Annotated in this window: 17 protein-coding genes and 1 riboswitch; of the genes, 3 read left to right on the top strand and 14 right to left on the bottom strand. The window is 70.8% G+C overall.

Going from position 1 to position 20,506, the window contains the following annotated elements; all coding sequences use genetic code 11:
• Nucleotides 1-121 precede the first annotated feature (121 nt).
• Nucleotides 122-850, top strand: a complete 729-nt coding sequence (locus K8625_RS26630) for a hypothetical protein (protein ID WP_223784268.1) — start codon at nucleotides 122-124, stop codon at nucleotides 848-850.
• Between the two features lie 176 nt (nucleotides 851-1,026).
• Nucleotides 1,027-1,197 carry a hypothetical protein gene (locus K8625_RS26625; RefSeq protein WP_223784267.1) on the top strand — a complete coding sequence of 57 codons (171 nt, stop codon included), beginning with the start codon at nucleotides 1,027-1,029 and terminating at the stop codon, nucleotides 1,195-1,197.
• 101 nt (nucleotides 1,198-1,298) lie between these two features.
• Here K8625_RS26625 and K8625_RS26620 read toward each other — a convergent pair whose 3' ends face one another.
• From K8625_RS26620 to K8625_RS26570, 11 genes are all read right to left on the bottom strand, one after another.
• Complete coding sequence (locus K8625_RS26620; protein ID WP_223749400.1) at nucleotides 1,299-2,522, bottom strand: ABC transporter permease; 1,224 nt, start codon at nucleotides 2,520-2,522, stop codon at nucleotides 1,299-1,301.
• A gap of 12 nt (nucleotides 2,523-2,534) precedes the next feature.
• Entirely contained in the window at nucleotides 2,535-3,761 is a 1,227-nt protein-coding gene (locus K8625_RS26615) for an ABC transporter permease (protein WP_223749401.1), read from the bottom strand.
• A gap of 97 nt (nucleotides 3,762-3,858) precedes the next feature.
• Nucleotides 3,859-5,007, bottom strand: a complete 1,149-nt coding sequence (locus K8625_RS26610; protein ID WP_223749402.1) for a cysteine desulfurase family protein — start codon at nucleotides 5,005-5,007, stop codon at nucleotides 3,859-3,861.
• 12 nt (nucleotides 5,008-5,019) lie between these two features.
• Complete coding sequence (locus K8625_RS26605) at nucleotides 5,020-6,966, bottom strand: lysyl oxidase family protein (protein WP_223749403.1); 1,947 nt, start codon at nucleotides 6,964-6,966, stop codon at nucleotides 5,020-5,022.
• Nucleotides 6,967-7,089: 123 nt separating this feature from the next.
• Nucleotides 7,090-7,422 carry a hypothetical protein gene (locus K8625_RS26600; protein ID WP_223784266.1) on the bottom strand — a complete coding sequence of 111 codons (333 nt, stop codon included), beginning with the start codon at nucleotides 7,420-7,422 and terminating at the stop codon, nucleotides 7,090-7,092.
• Nucleotides 7,422-8,618: a thiolase family protein gene (locus K8625_RS26595; protein WP_223749405.1), complete on the bottom strand. Its 1,197-nt coding sequence runs from the start codon at nucleotides 8,616-8,618 to the stop codon at nucleotides 7,422-7,424. Before K8625_RS26595 ends, K8625_RS26600 begins: the two co-directional genes overlap by 1 nt.
• A gap of 24 nt (nucleotides 8,619-8,642) precedes the next feature.
• Nucleotides 8,643-9,413 (bottom strand): CoA-transferase subunit beta, encoded by a 771-nt coding sequence (locus K8625_RS26590; protein WP_223749406.1) that lies wholly within the window; start codon nucleotides 9,411-9,413, stop codon nucleotides 8,643-8,645.
• Nucleotides 9,403-10,311: a CoA transferase subunit A gene (locus K8625_RS26585; protein WP_223749407.1), complete on the bottom strand. Its 909-nt coding sequence runs from the start codon at nucleotides 10,309-10,311 to the stop codon at nucleotides 9,403-9,405. Before K8625_RS26585 ends, K8625_RS26590 begins: the two co-directional genes overlap by 11 nt.
• 11 nt (nucleotides 10,312-10,322) lie before the next feature.
• Nucleotides 10,323-11,702 carry an acetyl ornithine aminotransferase family protein gene (locus K8625_RS26580; RefSeq protein ID WP_223784265.1) on the bottom strand — a complete coding sequence of 460 codons (1,380 nt, stop codon included), beginning with the start codon at nucleotides 11,700-11,702 and terminating at the stop codon, nucleotides 10,323-10,325.
• 21 nt (nucleotides 11,703-11,723) lie between these two features.
• Entirely contained in the window at nucleotides 11,724-13,283 is a 1,560-nt protein-coding gene (locus K8625_RS26575) for an aldehyde dehydrogenase family protein (RefSeq protein ID WP_223749409.1), read from the bottom strand.
• The gene (locus tag K8625_RS26570; protein WP_223749410.1) at nucleotides 13,280-14,644 is read right to left on the bottom strand and encodes an aspartate aminotransferase family protein; all 1,365 of its coding nucleotides are present in this window, start codon (nucleotides 14,642-14,644) and stop codon (nucleotides 13,280-13,282) included. Before K8625_RS26570 ends, K8625_RS26575 begins: the two co-directional genes overlap by 4 nt.
• Nucleotides 14,645-14,908: 264 nt before the next feature.
• Nucleotides 14,909-15,123: riboswitch (cobalamin riboswitch) on the bottom strand.
• A 181-nt stretch (nucleotides 15,124-15,304) separates the two neighbouring features.
• Here K8625_RS26570 and K8625_RS26565 point away from each other — a divergent pair.
• Nucleotides 15,305-17,107 carry an MDR family MFS transporter gene (locus K8625_RS26565; RefSeq protein WP_223784264.1) on the top strand — a complete coding sequence of 601 codons (1,803 nt, stop codon included), beginning with the start codon at nucleotides 15,305-15,307 and terminating at the stop codon, nucleotides 17,105-17,107.
• A gap of 121 nt (nucleotides 17,108-17,228) precedes the next feature.
• On the opposite strand, the gene K8625_RS44560 is transcribed toward K8625_RS26565, so the two are convergent.
• The 3 genes from K8625_RS44560 to K8625_RS26550 form a co-directional block, all read right to left on the bottom strand.
• Nucleotides 17,229-18,455 carry an adenylate/guanylate cyclase domain-containing protein gene (locus K8625_RS44560; RefSeq protein ID WP_223749412.1) on the bottom strand — a complete coding sequence of 409 codons (1,227 nt, stop codon included), beginning with the start codon at nucleotides 18,453-18,455 and terminating at the stop codon, nucleotides 17,229-17,231.
• A 137-nt stretch (nucleotides 18,456-18,592) separates the two neighbouring features.
• Complete coding sequence (locus K8625_RS26555; RefSeq protein WP_223784263.1) at nucleotides 18,593-19,201, bottom strand: hypothetical protein; 609 nt, start codon at nucleotides 19,199-19,201, stop codon at nucleotides 18,593-18,595.
• A 163-nt stretch (nucleotides 19,202-19,364) separates the two neighbouring features.
• On the bottom strand, nucleotides 19,365-20,483 hold the full coding sequence (locus tag K8625_RS26550) for a hypothetical protein (protein ID WP_223749414.1): 1,119 nt from the start codon (nucleotides 20,481-20,483) through the stop codon (nucleotides 19,365-19,367).
• Between the last annotated feature and the right edge of the window lie 23 nt (nucleotides 20,484-20,506).

Here is a 20,506-nt window from a genome sequence, read left to right as displayed (position 1 = left end):
GGCACCTGTCTGGTGACACCGAGCGCACGCACACGGCGTCCACCGGACAACACCCGGGCGCGAGGACAGTGTGTGACGCACGTCACTCGGCCCCGGGGCGAGGTGGAGCGGGTGCATCCACGTGAGCACCCTCCCGTTCTTCCTCACGGCCCGAGCGCGCATGTCACGACATCTCGTCATCTTGAGCACCTGGCTCCTCGTGGGCGCGGGCCTCGTCGCGCCCCGTGAGTCCCGCGCCGATGTCCCGCTGAGAGCCTCTCGGCTGGAGCCCACCACCCCGCCTCCGCTCGGCGCGAGCAGCACGTACCAGCCCACCCGTCCCGAGGACGCGCCCCTCTCCACGGGCGCCTGGGTCGCGCACGGCGGCCTCGCGCTGCTCCCGCTCACCGGCATCTGGGGCGCAACCCGCGTCGGCGGGGACACACGCCTGGGCGCCACGAGCGCGCAGACGGCCACGGGGATGCTCGGGGGCTACCTGCCCTCGCGCCTGCTCTTCTTCCGCCCCGCCACGCCGGGCAGCGGACGCTTCATGGACCTGGAGGTCGCGGCCGTCGGCGGAGGCCTCCTGCTCACCCCGCCCCTCGCCGCGCTCGGGACCTGGGGCCTGGGCGAGCTCGCGTTCGGCCGCAGCGAGGACAGGGCCGACGCCTACGTCGGAGCCCTCGCTGGCGCCGCCGCGGGCACCCTCCTGGCCGCCGCCGTCGACGGCCTGCTGACGAAGCTCTCCGAGCCCAGCACCCGCCTCCAGGCCGTGCGCCAGCTCATCGCCCTGGCCTTCGTCGGCTCCGGCGCGACGCTCGGCTACCAGTGGGCCGGCGGCGGTCCCCGCTCGCACCAACCCACGCGATAGTTACAAGCGCGCCGCAATCCCTCTCCAATCCAGGATGTCTCACCGGCGCGCGTTGTGCGTGTCTCACCAGCAAAGCCACACGCGCAGAGATGTTCTCAATTTCTTAGTTGTCATTAATTACGCCCAGCGCCATTCTTGCCGGGCCGTACGGACACGCTGTCTGGAGACACACCCCAATGAAGGCTCTCAAGCACCTCCGCGTTGCCGTCGTCTTCACCGCCGCCGCCGCTGTCTTCGGTGTCACCACGGGTTTCACCACCGAGACCGCCCCGAAGTCCGAGTGCGCGCCGTTCTGTTACAAGCACCCCATCACCGGCCAGCTCATCTGCACGGCGCCCTGCCCGTAGTCCCCACGCCCTCGCGCGTGGAATAGGAAGGGGCCCGGTCCGCGGAAACGCTCGCGGGCGGGCCCCTTTTCACCAGACACGGCTCGGCGCCAGGTGGCGCATTACTCCGTGCGCATCGCCTCCACCGGGTCCAGCTTCGCGGCGCGAGCGGCCGGATAGATTCCGAAGCCCAGGCCCACGCCGCTGCTCATCGCCAGCGACAGGCCAATGGCCCAGCCCGGCACCTCGGTGGGCAGGCCCAGCACCCAGCGCGCCAGGTGCGCCAGCCCCACCCCCAGCGCCACGCCGAGCAGGCCGCCCGCCAGGGACAGCACCACCGCCTCCGTGGCGAACTGCGCCAGGATGCGCCGCTTCTTCGCGCCCAGCGCCTTGCGGATGCCAATCTCCCGCGTCCGCTCCGTCACGGCCACCAGCATGATGTTCAGGATGCCGATGCCGCCCACCAGCAGCGACAAGAGGCACACGCCGAAGCTGGCCACCGAAATCACCTGCGAGATGTTGTTGAACATCTCCGTGGAGCTCTCGTTGGAGAACACGAAGAAGTCATCCGGCTCCAGCGGCTTGAGGTTGTGACGCCGGCGCATCAGCACCGTCACCTCGTCCTGCGCGCGCTTGACGACCTCCGCGGACGTCGCCTGGATGCTCACCCGGAAGTCGCGCACGCCGAACAGCGGACGGAAGGCCGTCAGCGGGGTCATCACCTGGTTGTCCTGGCCGCTGCCGCCCAGGAAGCCGCCCTTGCGCTTGAGCACGCCCACCACGATGAAGTTGCGCCCCTTCAGGCGGAACGACTGGCCCAGCGGGTCCAGCGAGGGCCACAGCGTCTCCGCCAGGTCCGGGCCGATGACCGCCACCCGCCTGCCATCCAGGTACTCCGTCTGCGTGAAGGCGCGCCCGTGCGCCACCACCACGGAGTTCGTCTGGAAGTACTCCGGCGTCCCCGACCACACGCTCACGTTCGCCCGCGACTCGCGCAGCTGCGTGGACGCCTTCAGGCCACCGGACGAGTCCTCCCCCGCGGCCGTCAGCACCGAAGGCAGCTCGCGGATGGCCTCCAGGTCCTCATGCGTGAAGCGCGGCCGGCGCGACAGCTCCGCCAGCGACAGGTTGCCCGCGCCGAAGGGCAGCCGCTGCACCTGGAAGCAGTTGGCGCCCAGCTCCGACAGGTTCTCGTTCACCTGGATTCGCAGGCCCTCGATGAGACCCATCATCGACACCACCGTAGTGGCGCCGATGACGATGCCCAGCAGCGTCAGGAAGGAGCGCAGCGGGTTGGAGACGAACGTCCCGAACGCCAGCCGCAAGGTGTCCAGCAAGGCCATCATGGGCAGTCGTCCTCAGTCGTGGCGGAGCGCTTCCACCGGGTCCAGGTTCGCCGCGCGCGCCGCGGGCCAGATGCCGAACAGCAGGCCCACCATCGCCGCGAACCCCACGCCGCCCGCCACCGTCAACGGCTCCACCGTCGCGGCCAGCGGCGTGATGAACGACACCGTCTTCGCCAGCCCCAACCCCACCACCGTCCCCAGCGTCCCGCCCACCGCGGACACGCTGGCCGCCTCCATCAGGAACTGGATGATGATGGTGCGCTTCTTGGCCCCCAGCGCGCGGCGCACGCCGATCTCCCGCGTCCGCTCGCGCACCGACACCAGCATGATGTTCATGATGCCGATGCCTCCCACCAGCAGGGTAATCAGCCCCACGCCCGTGGCCGCGCCGTAGAGCGCGCCGGTGAGCTGCGCGTACATGTTGGCCAGCTGCTCCGGCCGGTTGATGGCGAAGTCGTCCTTCGCCTCCGGCGGCGTCCTGCGCTCACGCCGCAGCGCCACGGTGAGCTGGTCCTGCACCTTGAGCACGTTGTCCGGCGAGTCCACCGACACCGCGATGTTGGGCGAGTTGCGCTTGCCGAAGTCCGCCTGGAAGGTGCGGAAGGGCACCACCACCACCGTGTCCTGGTTCTCCCCCAGGATGGTGCCCTTGGCCTCCAGCGAGCCCACCACGCGGTAGGGCTTGGAGCCCAGGATGATGCGGTGGCCCACCGGGTCCAGGCCCGGGAACAGCGTGCGCGCCAGCTCCGCGCCGATGACCGCCACCTGCGCCCGGTTGTCCACGTCCGCCTCCGTCAGGAAGCGGCCCTTGTCCACCGTGAACGAGGAGATGATGGCGTAGTCCGCCGTGGTCCCCAGCGCCGTCACCGACGCCATGCGCCGCTCCAGGAAGCGCGCCTCCACCCGGTCGTAGTAGAGCGGAGCGGCGGCCACCACGTGCTCGGAGGCCTGGAGGATGGGCTCCACCAGGTCCGCCGACAGGTTCTTCCGGTTGCGGTACTCCCACCAGTCTCCACGCATGGTCCAGGGGAACTTGGACACCTGGAGCGTGTTCGCGCCGATTTGCGCGAGCTGGTCCGCGAAGGACTGGTTGATTCCCTGGATGATGCCGACGATGGCCAGCAGCGTGCACACGCCCACGCCAATGCCCACCGTCGTCAGCACCGTGCGCAGCCGGTTGGCCCGCAGGGAGAACAGCGCGATGCGCCCTCCCTCCCACACGTCGACCCTGAAGCTCACGTGAAACCCTCTCGCGCCGGTGGGTGGCGCCGCACCGTTGGCCTGCCCCGGTAGAACGCCCTACGCCGGACGAGGTCGGGTGATTGCACGGAAGTTTTCAGCCCGCCACCTGCTTCCACCCGCGCGCGAGCACAACCACCGCCCGCGCGACTTCTTCCTGGGTGGTGTCCGGTCCGAGGGACAAGCGCACCGCCCCCAGGGCGTCCGCTTCCGGGATTCCCATGGCCCGGAGCACGGGCGACGCCGTCTCGCCCCCGTCATGGCACGCCGAGCCGGTGGACGCGGCCACCTCCGGCGTCGCCGCCAGCACCGCCCCACCCCGAACCCCGGGAAAGCGGACGTTGAGCGTGTTGGGCAGCCGCTCGGCGTCCTGCCCGCTCAGGGCCAGCCCCGGCACCGCGTCTCGCAGTCCGGTCCACAGCCGCTCGCGCAGCGCGAGCAGCGCCTGGGTGCCCTGGGCGAGCCGCCGGCCCGCCAGCTCACACGCGACGCCCAGCCCCACGGCGTATGGGACGTTCTCCGTGCCGGGCCTCAGCCCCCGCTCCTGCCCGCCGCCGAGCGTGACGGCCCGGAGCGGCGTGCCCTGTCGCACGTACAGCGCGCCCACGCCCTTGGGGGCACGCAGCTTGTGGCCCACCAGCGTGAGCAGGTCCACGCCGAGCGCCGTCACGTCCACCGGCACCTTGCCCACCGACTGCGCCGCGTCCGTGTGCACGCTGGCACCATGACGACGCGCGAGGGCCGCGAGGTCCGCCACCGGCTGCAGCACGCCCGTTTCGTTATTGGAGTGCATCAGTGACACGAGGGCGGTTTCGCCGCCCGCCGCGTCCAGCGCCTCGCGGGCGTCCTCCACGCGCACGCGCCCTTGTGCGTCCACGGGCAGCCACGTCACGCGCCAGCCGCGCCACTCGAGCGCGTCGCAGGGCAGCTTCGTGGCGGGGTGCTCGATGACGGAGGTGAGCAGGTGGCGCCGGTCCGCGCGGGCCTCGGCGGTGCCTCGGATGGCCAGGTTGTTGGCCTCCGTGCCGCCGGAGGTGAAGAACACCTCGTCGGGCCTCGCGCCGATGAGCGCGGCGACCTTGCGGCGGGCCTCCTCCAGCGCCGCGTGGGCACGGCGGCCGTACGCATGTCCGCTGGAGGGGTTGCCGAAGTGCTCGCGCAGGTACGGCAGCATGGCGTCCACCACCTCCGGGTCCACGGGGGTGGTGGCGTTGTGGTCCAGGTACAGCGGGCGCTCGGGGCTCATGGCCCCGCAGCATTACGGCAGCACCGTCACCGTGTCTCCCTGCAGGCGCACCGGGAAGGACACGGTGTTGGGGTGCACCGTCGCCTCCTCGACGATGTCGCGCGTGTCCACGCTGACCTGGAAGGTGTAGGTGCCGTCCGGCACGTCCGTGACGTCCACCCACTGGCACGGCACGTCGAGCGTGTAGATGTCCGACCAGCCCGCGGAGATGCCCATCGGCTCGTAGTAGTTCCAGGGCTCGGCGTCCGAGCAGTAGCTCTGCACGTCCACCAGCGCGTAGCCCTGCTTGCGGCCGGACATCACCTGGTGGCCCTGGGCGTCGCGCAGCTCGTACGCGGCGAAGTTCGCCAGGTGGTGATGGCCATGGCACTCGTCGAAGACATACAGGTCCGGGTTCTCCTCGATGGGCGGGAAGATGGCGGCCTTGTTGCCCAGGTTCATGATGGAGGTGCTGAAGCGAAGCAGCTTGCGGCGGCCCGGCGCAATCACGCACTGCTCCCGCACCTCGCAGGAGTCGGCGGCGAAGGTCTTCCACGTCACGTGCGCGGTGCGCTCGAGCACGTCCTGGTCCACCGTGAGGTCGGGCTTGCCGTTCACCGGGTCCAGGTTCAGGCCGCAGGACCTGGCGGCCATCAGGTGCGGAGGCTCCGCCGGCGACTTCGGCACGCGCCCTCCGGAGAAGACGGACACGTCCCCGAGGGGATGCTCCAGCAGGTCCCCGGTCGGCACGGAGGCGACCACCAGGTCATCACGGCCATCGCCGTCGAGGTCCCCGGGCACCGCGACGCTGTAGCGCCGATAGTTCTCATAGCCGTTGGGGATGGTGTCCGCGCGAGGCCATGCCCAGACGGGGTGGAGCGACTGCGAGAGGTCCTCCTTGGGCGAGAAGAAGTAGAGCCGCCCCAGGGAGCCCATCACGAAGTCCTGGCGGTGACCGTCGCCGTCCAGGTCGCCCACGGCCTGGAAGCTGCCCAGCAGCGGGAAGGCCGGGTCCCCCTGCGTGGACCAGATGGCGGTCGACGCGTACGTCCCATCGGGCTCGGACAGGTGCACGGAGTACGGCCCGTTGTCCGCGGAGGCGACGGCCTCCCGGTGCCCGTCCCCGTTCATGTCCGGGAGCCGATAGCCCAGGCCCTCGAAGGGCTCCTGGCGCACGGGCTCGGCGGACAGCAGGCCCTGACACGCGAAGGTGCTGCCCGGCTTGCACCCCAGGAAGTACGCGCGGCCTCCCGTCTCCGTGGTCATGAGCACGTCGTCGGCGCCGTCCCCGTTCAAGTCCTCCACCACCTCGATGGCGTAGTAGCCCGGGCGGGAGTGCACCAGGGTGAAGGGGCCCTGCTCCGAGCCCGGGGTCGCCCGGTAGAAGCTCTGTTCGTTGGCGCGGCTCACGATGAGGTCGTCGCGTCCGTCCCCATCCAGGTCCGCGAAGAGGCTGCTGAGGAAGAGGCCATTGCCCGGCGCGCGGAAGGCGGGCGCGGCCAGCATCGCCTTCAGGTCCGCCTGCCCCAGGAAGACCTGGCTGCCATAGCGCCCCTGGACGAGCAGGTCCGCGAACCCATCCCCGTTCACCTCGCCCGTCCTCACGCGCAGCTGCGTCCCGGAGGTCTGGGGATGCGTGTTCGTCCAGCTCATCCGCGCGGACGCGGCCTCGGTGGAGAAGTAGGGAGGCTGCCCCTTGAAGAGGTACACGCCCCCGGGATGGCGCGTGGGGGCGAGCAGCACCTGACAGGGCAATGAGCCGACCACCAGGTCCTTCTGGCCATCGCCATCGAAGTCCGCGAGCGCCACCGAGCCGCCGAAGCACTCCCCCGCCTCGGTCATGGTGCCCTTCACCTGCCACAGCGGCGTCTCCGACAGCTCGGGGCCCGGCTCGGGCTCGGGCCTGGGGTCCGGGTCGTCACACCCCCCCAGGACAGCCAACAGCATGGAGGCCGATACGACGAAGGACAGACGCAACATGGTCGCTCCTCTCGAACGCTCCGGCGCAAGGCGCCCCCCGCCGGGAGTCGTGAGGCGCAAGAGGCTATGTCCGCCGTCGCGGCCCCGTTTGCGATGCTTGCCGGATGAAGGGCATCTGGCGCCCTACGTCTGCTCGCGAGGGCACAGCGTCAGCGCGTGGACATCCGAGCCCACGAGCACGCGCGAGTCATCCCAGCTCCACACCCCTTCGGTGCGGGCTGGCGCCGCGCCACCGAAGGTGGGCAGCACCGTCCACGGCAGGTCCACCAGGTGGCGGCCCCAGCGGCGCAGCACGTCCGCCAGCGCGTCGAGCGACTCGAGCGTGCCGGACTCCTCGTGCCCGTGTGGGCAATCGAAGTGGTAGTGCCAGGGCATCGCCTCCGTCGCGGGGTAGATGTGCAGCGTGGCGGACAAGCGCTCCTCCCGGGCTTCGTGACGCAGGTCTTCGATTCGCATCAGCGCTCCACCGTCAGCGCCAGCCCCTGCCCCACGCCGACACACAGCGAGGCGAGGCCCCTTCGCGCGCCCTGACGCCCCAGCTCGTGCACCAGCGTGGTGACGATGCGCGCCCCGCTGGAGCCCAGCGGATGCCCCAGCGCGATGGCGCCGCCGTTGACGTTGACCTTCTCCGACGGGAGCCTCAGCTCGCGCATGCACGCCAGGGCCTGCGCGGCGAAGGCCTCGTTGAGCTCCACCAGGTCCACGGAGTCCACGCTCCACCCCGCGCGCTCCAGCGCCGCGCGCGACGCGCCCACCGGCCCCATGCCCATGGTGCGCGGGTCCACGCCCACGCTCGCGCTGCTCACGAAGCGCGCCAGCGGCGTGGCGCCCGAGGACTTCAGCGCCGCCTCGCTCATGAGCAGCACCGCCGACGCGCCATCGTTCAGCGTGGAGGAGTTGCCCGCCGTCACGCTGCCTCCCGCGCGGAACGCGGCCTTCAAGCCGGACAGCCGCTCCAACGACGTGTCCGCGCGAGGCCCCTCGTCCACCTGGACACGCACGGGAGCCCCCTTCGCCTGGGGCACGTCCACGGCGATGAGCTCGCGAGCGAAGCGGCCCTCCGCCTGCGCGGCCACGGCCTTGCGGTGCGAGGCGAGCGCGAAGCCGTCCTGCGCCTCGCGGGCGATGCCCCACTGCTCGGCCACGTTCTCCGCCGTCTCGCCCATCTGCTCCAGCGGGAACAGGGCGGCGAGCCTCGGGTTCGGATAGCGCCAGCCCAGGGCGGTGTCCCACGCCTCCCACCTGCCGGAGGGGAAGCCGTCCTCGGGCTTGGGCATGGACCACGGCGCGCGCGTCATCGACTCCACGCCGCCGGCGAGCACGATGTCCGCCTCACCCAGCCGAATCATGCGGCAGCCCTGGATGATGGCCTCCAGTCCGCTGGCGCACAGGCGGTTGACGGTGACGCCGGGCACCGAGTGCGGCAGGCCCGCGAGCAGCAGCGACATGCGCGCCACGTTGCGGTTGTCCTCACCCGCCTGGTTCGCGCAGCCGAGGAACACCTCGTCGACGCGCGCGCCATCCAATGCGTTGCGCTCGAGCACCGCGCGCAGCACGTGCGCGGCGAGGTCATCCGGCCGCACGCCCTTGAGCGCGCCTCGGAATCGACCGATGGGGGTACGGACCGCGTCGACGATGAAGGCCTCTGCCATAAGAAGGGGCTCCTGGGGATGCGTTCAGAGATAGAGGCGCTGCGGGTCCAGTCGCTCGCGCAGGAGCGACAGCACGGACAGGTCGGGCTCGCCCGTGGTGCGCACGGAGTCGGCGACGCGCAGCGGCCAGCCACAGGCGGCGCGCACCTGCTCGGGTGTCACGCCGGGATAGACCTCGGACAGCACGGCCTCGCCGGTGGCGTCGAAGTCGAGCACGCCCAGGTCCGTGATGATGCGCGTGGGGCCACCGCCGGGCAGGCCCAGCTCCGCGCGCGTCCTGCCGTTCATCCGGTGGCCCGGGCTCGTGATGAAGTCGCACTTCTCCACGAAGGTCCGCGGGCCCATGCGCATGACGATGAGCAGCCGCCGCGCGTGCACCGCGATTTCACACGCGCCGCCGCTGCCGGGCAGGCGCACCTTGGGGTTCGCGTAGTCGCCGATGACGGTGGTGTTGATGTTCCCCCACCGGTCCACCTGCGCGCCGCCCAGGAAGCCCACCTCGATGAGCCCGCGCTGGAGCAGGCACTGGAAGATGTCCGCCTGCCCCACCACGGCCAGCGAGTCCGTGACGAGCGACGGGTCGCCGATGGACACGGGCAGCCGCTCGGGAATCGCGCCCACGGCGCCAGACTCGTAGATCATGAACAGGCCCGGCGCATGCGTGGCCCGCGCCAGGTTGCACGCGAGGTTGGGCAGGCCGATGCCCACGAAGACCACGTCACCGTCGTGGAGTTCCTGGGCCGCGCGCCACGCCATCCGCTCGGACGCGGTGGAGACGTTGTTCTCAGTACCCATAGTCCACCCCCTCGCAGACGCGAGCCTTCGCGCGCAGCTTGTCGAGCAACCCCGTCTCCAGCTTCGCCAGGTAGCCCTGACGGTCCTTCACGCCGTAAACGAACTCCTCCAGCCAGGCGCGGTACGTCTCCGGCTTGCGGGAGATGTCCTCCCACTTCACGTAGAAGTCGTTGTCCCGGTCATGGAAGCCCTGCACGAAGCTGGGGTGACAGCCCCAGGGCTCGTGCACCACGTGGCTCACGATGATGCCGGGCACCAGCGTGCGGTTGGGGTCCTTGCGGATGACCTCGGTGGGGACAATCTGTTCGGCCACGACGATGACCTTGCGCGCGGCGAAGGCCACCTCCTTCTGCGAGCCGAGCAGGCCCCACACCTGCGCGTTGCCCTCCATGTCCGCGCGCTGGCAGTGGATGATGGCCACGTCCGGGTGGAGCGCGGGCACGGTGGCCAGCTCCCGCTCCGTGTACGGACAGCGCACCGTCTTGATGGCCGGGTTCACCCGCGCGATGTCCGCGCCCTGGTAGTTGCTCAGCGGCCAGAACGGCAGCCCCGCGCTCGCGGCGAGGAAGCGCGAGAGCAGCCCGAAGTGCGAGTACTCCTCCAGCTCCAGCCGCTCGGAGGAGGACGCCTCGCCGCGGCGGCGGAGCGCGTGCAGGCTGCCCACGCCGGGGTTGCCCGCCCAGCTGAAGACCAGCTTCTTCACCGCGCCCGCCTCGATGAGCTGGTCGTAGACCAGGTCCGGGGTGAGCCGGATGGCGGTGAGGTCCTTCACGCCCTGGCGGATGATTTCGTGGCCCGCGGCGAAGCAGATGAGGTGCGTGAAGCCGTCGATGACGATGGAGCTGCCGTCCTTGACGCTGGCCGAGATGGCCTCGCGCATGGAGCAGCGCTTGTCCACGGCCCCTGGCTTCACAGCTTCACCCCCGCCGCGGCCCGGGCGGGCGCGGCCCTGGACAGGTCGAGCGACAGCTCGCCCAGGCACGCGTCGAGGATGCGCAGCATGACAGCCACCTCGTGCTCACCGACGACGAGCGGCGGCGCGAAGCGGATGGTGGACTTGCCACACGACAAGAGCAGCAGGCCCTTGCGGAACGCGAGCTGCTCCAGCTCGCCCACGTAGGCGCTCGCGGGCTCGCGCGTCGCGGGGTCCACGAACTCCGCGCCCACCATGAGGCCCACGCCGCGCACGTCGCCGATGACGGGGTGGCGTGACTGCAGCTCCCGCAGCCCACGCTGGAGCAGCGCACCGGTGGCGCGCACGGAGTCGAGCAGCCCCTCCACCACGTCCAGCGTGGCGAGCGCCGCCGCGCAGCACACGGGGTTGCCGCCGTAGGTGCTGCCGTGCGAGCCGCGCGGCCACGTCATCACCGACTCCTTCGCGATGATGGCGCCCAGCGGCATGCCGGAGGCGATGCCCTTGGCGGACAGCAGGATGTCCGGCATCACGCCGAAGTGCTCCGCCGCGAACATGTGCCCGGTGCGGCCGATGCCCGACTGCACCTCGTCGAACACGAGCAGGATGCCGTGCGTGTCGCAGATGCGCCGCAGCTCCTTCAGGAAGCTCGTCGGGGGCACCACGTAGCCGCCCTCGCCCAGGATGGGCTCCACGAAGATGGCGGCCACCTCGCGCGGGTCCACGTGGTTGACGAACCACTCGCGCTCCAGCGCCAGGGCCGGGTTGCACGCGTCGCCGCACGTCTGGGGCGCGCAGCCGTTGGGACAGCGGTACGGATTCGCGTACGGGACGTGGATGACGCCGGGCAGGAGCGGCCCGAAGAAGGCGCGCTGGGCCACCTTCGACGAGTTGAGCGAGATGGCGCCGTAGGTCCGCCCATGGAAGCCGCCCTTGAAGGCGACGATGTACTGGCGGCGCGTGTGGTGCCGCGCGAGCTTGATGGCGCCCTCGACCGCCTCCGTGCCGGAGTTGGTGAGGAAGACCTTCTTGGGTCCCATCTCGGGCAGGTAGCCGGCGAGCCTGGCGCAGAGCTTCGAGAAGGCGTCGTAGTAGAAGTCCGTGCCGCAGATGTGCAGGAAGCGGCCCGCGGCCTCCTGGACGGCCTTCACCACGTGAGGATGCGCGTGGCCCGTGGAGGCCACGGCGATGCCCGCCATGAAGTCGAGGAAGCGGTTGCCGTCGACGTCGTGGACCCAGGGGCCCTCGCCGCGCTCGACGACGAGCGGGTACTCCTTGATGTACGAGGGCGAGCTGAAGCGCTGGTCCAGCTCGATGATGGCGCGCGCCTTCGGCCCCGGCAGGGCGGTCTTCACTTCGGGATGGAGCATGGTCATGGGGGTCTCCTGTCGAGGGCGTCAGCCCATCCGTGTCTGCGCCTGCTCGCGCATGAATTGAGCGACGTAGTAGGGGCCGCAGCCGCCCTTGCCGGACCCGCCGCTGCCCTTCCAACCGCAGAAGGACTGCACGCCGGGCCACGCGCCCGTCGTCGCGCCCGTGCGGCGGTTGGCGTAGAGGACGCCCGCCTCGGCCTGGGCCATGAAGCGCTCCACGTCCTCGGCATCGCGGCTGAAGATGCCGGCGGTGAGGCCGTAGTCGCAGTCATTGGCCCGCAGGAGCGCCTCGTCCAACGTCGAGAAGCGCGTCACGCCGACGAAGGGCAGGAACAGCTCGTCGCGCATGAGGCGATGTCCGTGCGAGAGCGCCACCACCGTGGGCTCCACGAAGTGGCCCTCCTCGAGCGCGGCCTCCAGACGGGGACGTCCACCTCCCGCAATCACCGCGCCGTCCTGGCGGGCCTCGTCCACCGCCCGCTCGAAGCGCTTCACCGCCGCCGCGTTGATGACGGGACCGGTGAAGACGGACGCGAGCGACGGGTCACCCACCCGCGCGTCACGCGCCTTCGCGGCGAGGCCGTCGGTGAACGCGTTGTACAGCGACTCATGCACGTAGATGCGCGACAGGGCGCTGCACTTCTGACCGGACATGCCGAAGGCGGAGCGGAAGCAACCCTCGATGGCGGCCTCCAGGTCCGCGTCGCGACAGACGATGGCGGGGTTCTTCCCGCCCAGCTCCAGGAGGCACGGCCGCACGCGGCCCGTGGACATCCGCCGGTGCAGCTCCATGCCCACCGCCTTGCTGCCGGTGAAGGACACGCCGTCGATGCCGGGGTGGCGCACCAGCGCCGCGCCCACCGCCTCGCCCTCGCCGTGCGCGACCTGGAAGACGCCCGGAGGCAGGCCCGCGTCGACGAGCGCCTGGTACAGGCCCTCCGCGCACCAGGGCGTCTCCTCGCTGGGCTTGAGGATGACGCTGTTGCCGCCGAGCAGCGCGCCGCCGCTCATCCCCGCCGCGAGCGCGAGCGGGAAGTTGAACGGCGAGATGATGACGAAGACGCCGTAGGGCCGCAGCACGCTGCGCGTGTCCTCGTTGGGGGACAGCCGCGCCATGGGCCGCGAGTAGCCCTCCGCCTGCTCGAGCTGACCCGCGTAGTAGCGCAGCAGGTCCGCGGACTCCTCCACGTCACCGAGCGACTCGAGCCGGCTCTTGCCCACCTCCAGCGTCATGCGCGCGGACAGCTCCATGCGCCGCTCGGAGATGAGGTCCGCGGCGCGGCGGAGGATGCGCACGCGCTCCTGCCACGGCGTCGCGCCCCAGCCGCGCTGGGCCTCGCGCGCCACGCGCACCACGCGGTCCACCTCGGCCACGGGCGTGCGGTGGACGGACACGAGCAGCTCGTCCGGCCGCGCGGGGTTGCGGCTCTGAAGCAGGTCTCCACTCCGGAACGCCTCGCCGCCGAGCCACGACGGCAGCTCTCCGCCCAGCGTCGAGCGCACGGCGGCGAGCGCCTCGTCGAACTGCGCGTGCAGCGCGGACAGGTCCGCCTCCAGCACCGAGTAGGTGATGCGGAAACTCATGACGCCTCCTGGAAGAAGTGGTGGATGCCGCGGGCGAGCGTGTCGACCAGTTCGTCGACCTCCGCCTCGGTGATGACCAACGGGGGGCCGACCATGAGCAGGTCCCCGTTCGTCCCGTCCGCGTGGCCCGTGTTGGACCAGAGGACCAGCCCCCGCTCGAACAGCGCCGACAGCAGTCGCTCGATGACCTTGCGCGCGCGTGGGAAGGGGCGCTTGCTCGCGGTGTCCTCGACCAGCTCGATGCCGGCCATCAGCCCCACGCCCTGCACGGAGCCGACATGCGGCAGCGCGCCCAGCGCCTCACGCAGGCGGCGCTGGAGGTGCGCGCCCACGCGCCCGGCGTGGGCCACCAGGTCGTGCCGCTCGTAGTAGTCGAGCACCGCCAGCCCCGCCGCCGTCATCGCGGGCGCCTGGAGGTACGTCTGCGCGTGCATGAAGCCGCCCGAGCCCCGGCGCAGCTCCTCCAGGTGCTCCTCGCGGATGAGCAGCGCGCTCAAGGGCGCGTAGCCCCCGCTGATGCCCTTGCCGAGCACCAGCACGTCCGGGGTGAAGTGGAACAGGTCGCTGGCGAAGAAGCGGCCGGTGCGCCCGCAGCCGCACATGACCTCGTCGGCGATGGTGAGGATGCCGTGCTCGCGGCACACGGCGCTCACGCGCTCGAAGTACCCGGGCGGTGGAGGCGACGCGCCCGCGGACGAGCCGATGACGGGCTCCGCGATGAAGGCGGCGATGGTGTCCGGGCCCTCGCGGCGAATCGTCTCCTCGAGCAGCCGCGCGTAGTGCTCGGCGCCGTCGCGCGCGTAGTCCTCCAGCCCGGAGCGGTACGGGTACGGCGCGGGCGTGGTGACGACCTCCGCCAGCAGGGGGCCGAAGAAGGTCTTGTAGTGGGGCCGCCCCGACAGCGAGAGCGCGTACAGCGTGTTGCCGTGGTAGCCGGGCACGCGCGCGATGACCTTGCCGCGCTGGGGCTGGCCGCGCTCGACCCAGAGCTGGCGGACGAACTTCACCGCGGCCTCCACCGCCTCGGAGCCCGAGCCGAGGAACGCGGCGCGCGTGAGCCCCTGGGGCGCGAGGGCGCACAGGCGCGTGGCGAGCGCCTCGGTGACGTCGGTGGTGAAGTGGGTGCCGTTGACGTAGGCGACGCGCAGCAGCTGCTCATGGATGCGGTCCGCCACCTCGCGGTTGCCGTGACCCACGCTGGCCACGAGCGCACCGGCGGAGGCGTCGAGGTAGCGCTTGCCGCTCGCGTCGAAGAGGTGGACGCCCTGGCCGTGCGTCACCACGGGGAAGTCGCGCGCGAGATTGCGCAGCAGCACGTTCCCCTGGGGGTAGCGCACCGTGTGCCTGGCTTCGTCCCGCATCGTCCGTCCTCCACGCAGCGCGGACGACCGGAGGTCGCCCGACAGGGCTCCCGCGTGGAAGAAGGGCAGTCACGATGCGCGCGTGAGCGCACACCAGGCCCCGACTGGAGCCCACGGACCGACCTTCGCCCCCACGGGCGACTGGAGACACGGGGGATGGAGGTCGGAGAAGTCGAGCGTGCGTGAGGGCCCGTCGAGGCACGAGCGCCGCTCGAACCTTCCGGCCGTCCCACGCGGCTCCAGGTCGAAACCGTCCGTGGATTTCTCCCACGGTCGGATGCGGGCAGGTCTTCGGGCTCGTGAGCGCTTCGGCCTTGGGGGCCGGCTTCCTACGACTCGTCGCTTCCCAGCTCCCCAGGGGAACCAGTGCGGATGACGAGGCTCGTTCTCACTTACCGCTGCGGGGCAGCCCCGGATTCGAACCGGGTTCCCTTTTAAGCTCGGACCGAGGTCCGAGCACCAACATGGGGCGGTATGTACTGTTCGCCTCTTCGGACTGTCAAGCGAAGCGCCGGTGCGCGCTCGACGCGCGGGGACGTGACGTCTGCCGGTGCGCGGGGATGTTCGACGAGCAACCTGCCGTGCATGAGCGCTGGCGCATCCCGCGCGCAGGCGTCACCTTCATCGGTGGCGCTCCGCGTCGGAGGACGCCTCCAGACCATGGCTCCGTCCGCCGCGAACACCGCCGCCGCGCCCTTCACGTTCACCCGTGCACAGAGGGTGTTCACGATGTCGGGCGCGCTGCTCGGGCTGCTGCTCGCGGCGCTGGACCAGACGATTGTCGCCACGGCGGGTCCCTCCATCCAGGCGGACCTGGGCATCTCTCCCGCGCTCTATCCATGGCTGACGACGTCGTACCTGGTCGCGTCGACGATGATGGTGCCCGTGTGGGGGAAGCTGTCGGACCTGCTGGGCCGGCGCATTGTGCTGGCGGCGGGAATCGTCGTGTTCCTGCTGGGCAGCTTCCTGTGCGGCGTGTCGCGCTCGACGCTGACGCTCATCCTGTACCGCGCGGTGCAGGGGGTGGGCAGCGCGGCGCTCTTCACCGCGTCGCTGTCGGTGGTGGCGGACCTCTATCCGCCGCGCGAGCGAGGCAAGTACCAGGGCCTGTTCGGCGCGATGTTCGGCCTGTCGAGCGTGGTGGGGCCGCTGGCGGGAGGCTTCATCACGGACCGGCTGGGGTGGCACTGGGTGTTCTTCATCAACCTGCCGGTGGGCGCGGTGGCGCTCGCGCTCGTGCTCTCGCGCATGCCGGCGCTCAAGCCTCCGGGGGCCTCGCGCGGGAGGCTGGATGTGACGGGCGCGGTGCTGCTGGCGCTGGCGGTGGTGCCGCTCCTGCTCGCGCTCAGCCTGGGGCGTGGCGCGGAGCAGGTGGCGCACGGTGGCGGCTGGGCGTGGGGTTCGTGGCAGGTGCTGGGGTTGTTCGCGCTCGCGGCGGCGGGGACGGTGTTGTTCCTGCGCGAGGAGAGGCGCGCGCAGGAGCCGCTGCTGGACCTGAAGCTGTTCCAGGACCGGACGTTCGCGCTGGGGAACGCGGCGGTGTTCGTCATCGGCGCGGTGTTCCTGTCGGGCGTGGTGTTCCTGCCGCTGTTCATGGTGAACGTGGTGGGGCTGTCGGCCACGCACGCGGGGCTGACGTTGACGCCGCTGACGTTGGGCGTGGTGGCGGGCAACATCCTCAGCGGTCAGCTGGTGTCGCGCATCGGCCGGTACAAGGGGCTGATGCTGGGCTCGCTGGTGGTGTTGATGGTGGGCTTCACGGTGATGGGGTTCACGCTGACGCCCACGTCGACGCAGACGGAGGTCACGGTGAAGATGGTCCTGGTGGGCGTGGGCCTGGGACCGTCGATTCCGCTCTACACGCTGGCCATCCAGAACGCGGTGTCACCCCAGCGCATCGGCGTGGCCACGGCGATGGCCACGTTCTTCCGTCAGCTCGGGATGACGCTGGGCGTGGCGCTGCTCGGCGCGGTGTTCGCGACGACGCTGTCGCATCAGCTGGGCACCCGCGTGGCGAGCGCCACGGAGGGACTGCCGCCGAAGCTGCGCGCCGAGCTGGCGTCCGCGGTGCCCGGTGTCGACGGGAGCGAGGCGGGCCCCGCGCAGTCGGCCTTCCAGGCAGAGAAGGTGAAGGAGCGCGTGCGCGCGGAGCTGGAGGCCGAGCGGCAGGCCTTTCAGCGCCCGGAGGTACGGGAGCAACGTGCGAAGGAAACGGCGCCCTCCGATGCGCGCGAGCAGCCTGCCGCGGCGTCAGCGCTCTCCACTGTGGACGCGAAGGAACAGCGGGCGCTGGAGGCGGTCGACCGGACAGCGCTGGCGCTGAAGGAGTCCTTCACGCGGGCGGTGGAGGCGGTGTACCGCTGCGCCATCTTCGTCGCGCTGCTCGCGTTCCTGGTGACACTGCGGCTGCCCGAACAACCCCTGCAACGCGGGCGCGCGCGGGCACCGGCACCCACGGAATGAGCTCGGCGGCGCGCAACGAGCACGGAGGCGGACCGGGCCTTGCGCCGGTACACACGCCAGTGCGCGAGGGCGCCGGGGCGGTGTGCCGGGCGTCACCACCACGGACCGGACAGCGCCGGGCTCACGCGGCGGTGAGCGCGGAGGACTCCGAGTCGAGCGTGTAGATGCGCACGGGGTGGGGCACGCCCTTGACGGGGTGGTGCCCCAGGTCCTTCACGTCGCCACGGTAGTGGGAGACGAAGGACTCGGAGAGGAGCACGGGCTCGTTGAGCCCCGCGCACAGGCCCGCGATGCGGCTGGCCAGGTTCACCGCCGGGCCGATGACGGTGAAGTCGAGCCGGTCCGACGCGCCGATGTTCCCGTACATCACGTCGCCGACGTGGAGCGACGCGCCGAACTCGTAGGTGGGCAGGCCCCTGCGGCGGCGCGAGGCGTTGTCCTGCTCGCTGGCACGCACCGCCTCGTGCACGGTGCGCGCGGCGGCGGCGCAGCGGTCCTCCACGAGGGCGTGGTCGTCGATGCGGAAGATGGCCAGCACGGCGTCGCCCATGAACTTGAGCACCTCCGCGCCGTGCGAGTGGAACGCGCCGACCATCGTCTCGAAGTAGGCGTTGAGCAGCTCGAGCAATGCGTCACGGGGCAGCGCATCCGACAGCGCGGTGAAGCTGCGCAAGTCGCTCAGGCAGATGACGGCGGAGGTCGTCTCGCCGTCGCCGCGCCGAATCTGTCCCTGGAGGACGCGGCGCCCCGCGTCGCGGCCCAGGTACGTGTCGAGCAGCACGCCCGTCATGTCCTTGCGCGCGAAGACCTCCAGCACCAGCTCCAGGATGGGCTGCAGCTCGTGGAGCAGGGCGCGGTGCGCGTCCGTGAAGCCCCCGGGTTCGGAGGTGGCCCAGGAGACGCCGTGGCGCGAGTCATCGCTGAAGCACACCGGCAGCGCGAGGTACTCGGTGAGCCCCTCGGCGCGCAGCTCGGTGAACATGGGGAAGTCGCCGTCCGGGAGCGGCTGCTCCAGGCGGCGGTGGATGACGGGCAGCCCCTCGCGCAGGGCCTTGAAGGGGCTCTTCGAGAACGCGGGCAGGTGCTGGAGGCCGTGGGGGTGGACCTCGGCGGTGGCGCCATGTCCGACGCGCCAGCGGAAGCTCCGGGCGTGCAGGAGCGGGTGCAGCGTGAAGAGGACGATGGAGGCGCGCGACACGGGCACACCGCACGCCGTCAGCCGTTCACACAGGCCCGACAGCAGCGGCACGGGATTGGGCAGACGCCTTGCTTCCACGGCGAGCCAGCCCACCACGGAGGAGAAGGCATGGTCGCGAAGGCTTCGCGAGTCTCCGGCATTCACTTTCACGAGGCGCTCACCACCCCCCGGCGGGCCGAGCCGGGCCGGGCGCGAAGCAACCATGACGAACCCGGAGCGTCAACGGAGACCTCGGAGAGCGAGCGGGCGGGTGCCTGTCCCCGCCCCCCCACGAGTGTGCGTGGACCTCACAGCTCGTCGAACAGGTCGACGACGGCCTGCGCCAACAACTCCTGCTCGTCGGAGGAATGCTGCGACGCGTACGTGAGGACATCCCGAACGCCCGCCGCGTCCCTGCTCCAGAAGAGCGTCTTCAGCCGCGCTCGCAGCCGCTCACCCTCGTCACCCGCCGAGTCGAGCGCCTCGCGCGTGGACTGCGCGCCCACCAGCTTGACGTAGACGAACATGTCGAAGCTGTCCTTGGACTTCTCGGGACGATGTTCGCGCTTGGCGCGCTCCTTCATCGTGAGGAAGCCCACCGCGTCGGGCAACAGAATCGCCAGGGACTTTCCGCCCACGGTGAGCGACACCTGCTGGCTCCGACGCAAGGCGACGCGAGAGTCCAGCAGCGGCGTCATCTGCGTGGGGAGCGCGTCGACCTCCACATCGCCCGGCGCGAAGAGGTCCAGGTCCATGCGCTGACCACTGGGCAGGTCCTTCGACCAACGGTAACCCTTCGAGCGTCGGGAGAAGCCTCGTCCCGAGAAGACCTCGGGGAGCCGGCCCGCCATGAACTCCGAGCCGTCCATGTCGAACAGCAGGTCGGGCTCGAACGAGAACCCCCGCTCCACGGCCACGCCCGTGTCCGTCTCGACGGCGATGACCCCGAGCCTCCGCGGCGCTTCGACTCCAACGCGAGCACCTGTCCACCGATGAGCATCACGGGCGTCGACAGCGCTCCCAGGTCGAGCAACAGCTCCCGGAGCTCGCCCAGGATTTCGTCGAACCGCTCCTCGTCGGTCACTCGAAGTCCTCGACGAGCGGCAACGACCTCGCGAAGCGACGCAGCAGCTCGTCCGCCTGTTCCTCACCACGCCCGCCGCTGTGCTGGAAGTCCACGGCCAGTTGGGGGAGCGCCACGCCCGGGCCATGCGGGAGGGCGCGCGGACTGGAATAGATGCCTCCCACCTCCGTCTCCGCGGAGGGCTCCGCGCGGAGAATCCAGAAGTTGTGCGGCGTCATCCGGCGCAGCTCGAAGGCGCGGATGGCCGCCTCCTGCGAACCGGAGAGATAGAGCCCGTGGGGCAGCCCCGAGACGAACCGCTCCTCGGGTTCAAGGGCACTCGCCAGGGAGAAGATGGAGCGAATCCCCTGGGAGCTCAGCCTCCGATACCCCGCCTCGAGCGCCTGGGACGTCGTGGAGGGCGCGTTGAACCCCTCCTTCGAGATGGCCGTGGGACGTCCGTGCTTCATCCACGTCTTGAGCAGACCCACGGGCTCGCGAAGGCGCACGCCGCCACCGACGTCCACCAGTCCCTCCTGGGTGAGTCGCTTGATGACCCCATGCGCATACGCGTAGCTCGTCTGGGTCTGGTCCGAGAGGGCGCGCACCGTCCAGCGACGGCCGGGGGACTCGAGCAGCGCGCGCACGATGCGACTGCCCTTGCCGTGGAACACCGGCTCGCGAGGGACGCGGTTCGAGGAGCCGCGCCCCTGAATCCGGATGAAGGTGCTCCCGGTGCGCAGGAAGAACGTGCCGCGTTGATCCACCAGCGCGAGCTCTTCGTTCGCGCAGGCCTCGACCACGCGAGGCGACGCGGAGTCGGTGACGAGCATCGGCACACGGAAGGTCGGCAGCTTGTCGAAGTCCGTTTCCCGGTGACGAAGCTGCTCGCGGAGCGACAGCAGCTTGTCCTTCTGGGCCACCACCTGCGCGGGGAACAGGGGCGCGCGGTAGCTCAACAGCACCGGGACCCTGGCCTCCGGAAGTCGGACCTCCGCGAGGTCATACGCCGACTCCCCTCCCGGACCGGTCCGCGGGATGATCAACCCCTCCTGACGCACCAGCTCCACGCCCGCCGGAAGCGTCGGCGGGTCCTTCCAGAACTCTTCCCTGAAGTGGGGTCTATCGGGCTTCATTCAATTTTGTCGATACTGCTACG

The sequence above is a fragment of the Myxococcus sp. AS-1-15 genome (assembly GCF_020037055.1).
In the GTDB taxonomy this organism is placed as follows: Bacteria; Myxococcota; Myxococcia; order Myxococcales; family Myxococcaceae; genus Myxococcus; species Myxococcus fulvus.
The sequence above is the reverse complement of the archived record's forward strand: the minus strand, read 5'-3'. Positions and strand labels throughout refer to the sequence as shown.